The 5,356-nt window shown below is 68.0% G+C and carries 4 protein-coding genes and 1 pseudogene; all 5 read right to left on the bottom strand.

Features of this window, described 5'->3' with window-relative positions; translation table 11 throughout:
- Positions 1–644 (bottom strand): pirin family protein (locus tag CUT44_RS21675; protein WP_199185795.1); only part of this gene is annotated, 644 nt, incomplete at its 3' end.
- Positions 645–706: 62 nt separating this feature from the next.
- A pseudogene (locus CUT44_RS21680) lies at positions 707–2,015 on the bottom strand (IS256 family transposase).
- A gap of 259 nt (positions 2,016–2,274) precedes the next feature.
- A complete protein-coding gene (locus tag CUT44_RS21690) occupies positions 2,275–3,366 on the bottom strand; it encodes an alkene reductase (RefSeq protein WP_100203610.1) in 1,092 nt (363 codons plus the stop codon).
- A gap of 211 nt (positions 3,367–3,577) precedes the next feature.
- Entirely contained in the window at positions 3,578–4,039 is a 462-nt protein-coding gene (locus tag CUT44_RS21695) for a TetR/AcrR family transcriptional regulator (RefSeq protein WP_100203611.1), read from the bottom strand.
- A 43-nt stretch (positions 4,040–4,082) separates the two neighbouring features.
- A complete protein-coding gene (locus CUT44_RS21700; RefSeq protein ID WP_100203612.1) occupies positions 4,083–4,940 on the bottom strand; it encodes an alpha/beta fold hydrolase in 858 nt (285 codons plus the stop codon).
- Positions 4,941–5,356: the final 416 nt, after the last annotated feature.

Raw genomic sequence — 5,356 nt, forward strand, 5'->3', positions numbered from 1 at the left:
GCGGCGACCGGGATGCGCGGCAGGGCGGAGTCCACCCGGCCGAACCGGTCGTCCCGCGCGGCCCAGGAGGCGTGGGCGGCGTCGATCTCCTCCCGGGTGCGGCCGACGAAGTTCCACCACATCAGGATCGGTTCCTCGAACGGTTTCCCGCCCAGCAGGATCGCCCGGGCCGGTTCGCGCGCCTCGACGCGGAGCTCGTCGCGGCCCTCGCCCAGGTAGCCGAGCCTGCCGGGGCGCAGCGGCTGCCCGTGGACGGCGACGGCGCCCGTCAGGACGATCAGCGCGTACTCGAAGCCGGTGCGCAGCGGCACCGTGGCCGGTGCGCGCAGGTCCAGCTCGACGCCGGTCAGCGGGGTGTCGTACCGGGCCGGGCTGGCGGCCCCGCCGAAGTCGCCGACCAGGACGGTCGCCGCGCCCGCGCCGCCGTCCAGCTCGGCCCGGGGCAGCTCGGTGTGGTGCTCGAAGGCGGCCGGGCCGTGCCGGGTGGCCTCGGGCAGGGCGACCCACAGCTGGATGCCCTCCAGGGTGCCGCGGTAGTGGCCGGTGGCCTCCTCGGCGTGGGAGACGCCGCCGCCGGCGGTCATCAGGTTGAGCTGGCCGGGCCGGATCACCTGCTCGGAGCCGAGGCTGTCGCGGTGCAGCACCTGCCCGTCGGTGAGCCAGGTGACGGTCTGCCAAACGAGCGGTGTAACGGGGGTAGTTGGGGCTACTGGCGGACTGCCGACAGGCGGCCGTCGAAGGTGATGTCGAAGGCGTTCAGCGCGGTCTTCCAGCGCATGGTCCAGCGGGCCTGTCCCTTGCCCGTGGGGTCAAGGGACATGATCGCCATGTAGACGCACTTCAGGGCGGCCTGCTCGTTGGGGAAGTGTCCACGGGCCTTGACCGCCCGGCGGATGCGGGCATTCACCGACTCGATCGCGTTGGTGGTGCAGACGATGCGGCGGATCTCGGTGTCGAACCGCAGGAACGGGGTGAACTCCTCCCAGGCGTTCTCCCACAGCTTCACGATCGCCGGATACTTCCGGCCCCAGGCGTCGGCGAACTCGGCGAACCGCTCCAGAGCGGCCTCCTCGGTCGGCGCCGTGTAGACCGGCTTCAGAAGCTTGGCAATCTTGTCCCAGTCCTGGCGGGCGGCATAGCGGAAGGAGTTCCGCAGCAGATGCACCACGCAGGTCTGCACGATGGTCCGCGGCCAGACGGTCTCCACCGCCTCGGGCAAGCCCTTGAGCCCGTCGCAGACCAGCATGAGGACGTCGTTCACGCCGCGGTTCTTGATCTCGGTGAGGATGTGCAGCCAGTGCTTGGCGCCCTCGCCGCCGTCGCCGGCCCACAGGCCCACAGGCCCACAGGCCCAGGATCTCCCGCCGGCCCTCGGCGGTGACGGCCAGGGCCACATAGATCGGCCGGTTGGCGACCGCGCCGTCGCGGATCTTCACGTGGATGGCGTCGACGAAGACGACCGGATAGACGGTGTCGAGGGGCCTGCTCTGCCACTCGGCCATGCCCTCGAGCACCTTGTCGGTGATGATGGAGATGATCTGGCGAGAGACGTCAGCGCCGTAGACCTCGGCCAGGTGGGCCTGCACCTCGCCGGTGGTCAGGCCCTTCGCGGCCAGCGAGATCACCATCTCGTCGACCCCGGTCAGGCGCTTCTGCCGCTTCTTGACGATCTTCGGCTCAAAGGAGCCGTTCCGGTCGCGGGGCACGACGATCTCCACCGGTCCCACGTCGGTCAGCACGGTCTTGGAGCGTGTGCCGTTGCGCGAGTTGCCGCCGTTCTTGCCCGCCGGATCGTGCTTGTCATAGCCGAGGTGGTCGGTGATCTCACCCTCCAGGGCGGACTCCAGCAGCCGCTTGGTCAGCTGCTGCAACAGCCCGCCCTCGCCGGTCAACTGCAGGCCCTCGGCCTGGGCGCGGCTCACCAGCTCGTCGATCAGCTGGTCGTCCACGGCCTTCGCCGACACAGCCGCTGCCGACTCGACAGCGTCCTGCTCAGCCACGTTCTCACTGGTCATCGATGCATCCTCCATGATCGGGAGTTACACCGAACGATTTACAGTCCCGGTCCCCTCGCGGGGTGACGATGAGCATCGTGCCGCGCTCGACCAAGACGTGGGTCCGGTCGAGTGCGGCAACGATGGGGGGAGCATCGTGACTCCCGCGCCTGCGGGTTGCGACTTTGAGTACCTCACCCGACTGGCGGCAGCCTCGCGAGGTGCGTAGCCCGTCGGCGTCGTCGTCGATGGATTGGCAGATGGGCCCGGTCTGTCGCTGTCAGTTGGTGAGGACGGGGTAGTCGGTGTAGCCGGCGGCGTCGCCACCGTAGATGAGTTCGGGCCGCAGTTCGTTGAGCGGGGCGTCGTTGAACAGGCGTTGGGGGAGGTCGGGGTTGGCAATGAAGGGTCGGCCGAAGGCGATGGCGTCGGCCCAGTCGGCGCGCAGGACGCGGGCGCTCTTGTCGACCGTGTAGTTTCCGGCGGCGATGATGACACCGTTGAACGCCTCCCGGAGCTTGATGCGGAAGTCGTCGTCGAGTTCGGGACCGTCCGCCCAGTCGGGCTCGCACAGGTGGAGGTAGCCCAACTCCCGGCGGCTGAGTTCGCTGGCGATGTGCAAGCCCATCTCCAGGCCGTCGGAGTCGTCGAGTCCACCGAACTTGATCATGGGGGAGATCCGCATGCCGACATGGGCCGCGTCCCAGGCGTCCACGACGGCGTCGACCACTTCGAGGGCGAGGCGGGCACGGTTGACGAGGTTGCCGCCGTACTGGTCGTCACGGTGGTTACTGCTGATGGACATGAACTGCTGCAGGAGGTATCCGTTGGCGCCGTGGATCTCGACCATGTCGAATCCGGCGCTGCGGGCGTTGACGGTGGCGCGGCGGAAGTCGTCGACGATACCGGCCAGTTCCTCGGTCGCCAGGGCACGCGGGGTCGGGGAGTCGGCCGTGATGAGTGTTCCATCGGGGCCTTCGATGGTGGTGGTTCCGCTGAAGGGCAGGGCACTGGCGGAGACGCCCGGTTCGCCGCCCTGGAACGTGGGGTGGGTGACGCGGCCCACGTGCCACAGCTGCAGAGTGATCTTTCCCCCTTTTTCGTGAACGGCATCGGTGATCCGGCGCCATCCGGCGATCTGCTCGGCGGTGTGGATACCGGGCGTGGCGAAGTATCCTTTGGCCTGGGGGCTGATCGGTGAACCTTCGGTGACGATCAGGCCCGCCCCGGCGCGCTGGGTGTAGTACTCGCGCATCAGGTCGGTGGGAACGTCGCCGGGCTGGGCGGCGCGCATACGGGTCATGGGAGCCATGAACACGCGGTTGGCCGTGGTGAAAGCCGGCAGGGTGAGTGGGTCACGCAGAGTAGACATGGTTGTCCCTTCGGACGGGGCCGACTCCGAAAGTGCCGACCGTCCGTGATCGGTGTCGTTTGGGGGTTGTGACAGAAGCCGTGTGACGTCAGCGGTTCAGCGGACGCCCCAAGCGTCGAGGAACGCCTCTACCGCCCCTCGGACCGTGGCCGGGTAGCGGCCGGTGAGCAGTGCGTAATCGGCGGCGCCGGTGTGCAGAACCACGAGCTGTTCAGGCCACCGCTTCCGGATCGAGGGCTCCAGCGATTTCTGCCTGGCGCCGGACGTAGGCGTGCAACTGGCTCTTGTGGAAGCACGCCTGCCGCACCGCCGAGTGCGAGGGGTCCCGGAACTCTGTGGTGATGTTCACGAAGAAGCACCCGGAGAACTCCGGCGCCTCGCAGTAGGCGCGCTGTGCGTCGAAGACTCCCAGCAGCCGCTCCTGCGGTGAGGCGTCATCGCTTTCGTCGGGGAAATCCCGCACGGCCATGTCGTCGCAACGGTCCAGGACCTCCGCGAGGAGCGCGTCCTTGGAACGGAACTGCTTGTAGAGGGTCTTCTTGGAGATGCCCAGTTCGGCGGCCAGGCGATCCACGCCCACAGCATGGAACCCCTGGCGATGAAACAGGCTGGTGGCGTGAGCCACCAAGCGAGTCCTGGTGTCCTCAGTCGGCATGATGTGACCACAACACATTTGGAAACAGATCTGTTTCCCTGTGTGCTGCGACTCTCAGCGGTCAGCCGGTGGTGTCCCGGGCCGCCGCGTCGATGAGCTTGGAGACGGCGCGGGGGTGGGAGACGGTGACGGCGTGAGAGGCGTCGATTTCGGTGGTGCGGGAGTTGGCGCGCTTCGACATGAAGCGCATCGAGTCGGCGGGGATCGCGAGGTCCTGGGTGGTGATGAGGCTCCAGGAGGGGATGGTCTTCCAGGCGGTCTTGGTGGCCGTGTCGTCGAGGGCGGCGGAGGTGATGGGCCGCTGGGTGGCTGCCATCAGCGTCGCGGTGTTCCTGGAGACGTCGGCAGCGAAGACGGCGCGGAACTTGTCCTGCTGGATGTAGAGGTCGGTGGCGGTGTCGCCGTCGGGTTGGGGGACGGTCACGCTGTGGAGTGCTTCGCCGAGCTGGCCGCCGGGGAACTTGGCGGCGAGGGCGGAGGTACTTTCGCCGACGTCGGGCTGGAAGCTGGCAATGTAGACGAGTGCCTTGACGTTGTCGGCTCCGTCCGCGGCTTCGCTCAGGACGGAGCCGCCGTAGGAGTGGCCGACGAGGACGACGGGGCCGGGGATGCTGTCCAGGAGGCTGCGCAGGTAGGCGGCATCCTCGTGCAGGCCGCGCAGGGGGTTGGCGGGAGCGATGACCGGATATCCCTCACGCTGGAGGTTCTTGATCACGCCGTTCCAGCTCGAGGAATCCGCGAACGCGCCGTGCACCAGGACAATCGTCGGCTTCTCGGCCGCCGGGCGGTGGTGGTGGGTGGCGCTGGCGGCGGAGGCGCTGGCGGTTGCGAGGAGAGCGGTCGCCGCGATGCCGCCCGCGACGCTGGCGGCGATGGCGGCGCGCCTGGCGAGGGAACGATGCGGTGAGGTCCTGTTCATGGCGGATTTCCTTCCGGAATGAGAGGCGGTTCTGGGGCGGGCTGGACAGCCGTGCATCCAGGTCGCGCCGGTCCGATGCTGCCGCACCGGTCCAGTCACTGAGGCGACCATGAGTACAACATGCAATATATTGCATTCTTGGGCAGAGTCAAGGCCTGTCCCGAGAGAGAAGGTGTCCACGACGTAGGTGATCCCGCTCCAGGTGGCGACGTGCGGGATCCCGGACTCGCAAAGGCGCCGACCGCCCCGGGAGTTCGGCCGGTGCCAGCGCCAGCGCTGGCACCGTCGCACTCGGCGGGCGCGCCGTACGGGGGTGTGTCCAGTAGACGGCTCTGTCTCACATTCGGTGGTAACAGGCAGTTACGGCAATGGTGGACAGGTCATCGCTCATAAACGCAGGTCCGCGCGTCGTGACA

The organism is Streptomyces carminius (genome assembly GCF_002794255.1).
Taxonomy (GTDB): Bacteria; Actinomycetota; Actinomycetes; order Streptomycetales; family Streptomycetaceae; genus Streptomyces; species Streptomyces carminius.

Bases quoted from the DNA above. Each gene is read 5' to 3' on its own strand.
- CUT44_RS21690 (WP_100203610.1), bottom strand. From the start codon at position 3,366: ATGTCTACTCTGCGTGACCCACTCACCCTGCCGGCTTTCACCACGGCC.
- CUT44_RS21695 (WP_100203611.1), bottom strand. From the start codon at position 4,039: ATGTGTTGTGGTCACATCATGCCGACTGAGGACACCAGGACTCGCTTG.
- CUT44_RS21700 (WP_100203612.1), bottom strand. From the start codon at position 4,940: ATGAACAGGACCTCACCGCATCGTTCCCTCGCCAGGCGCGCCGCCATC.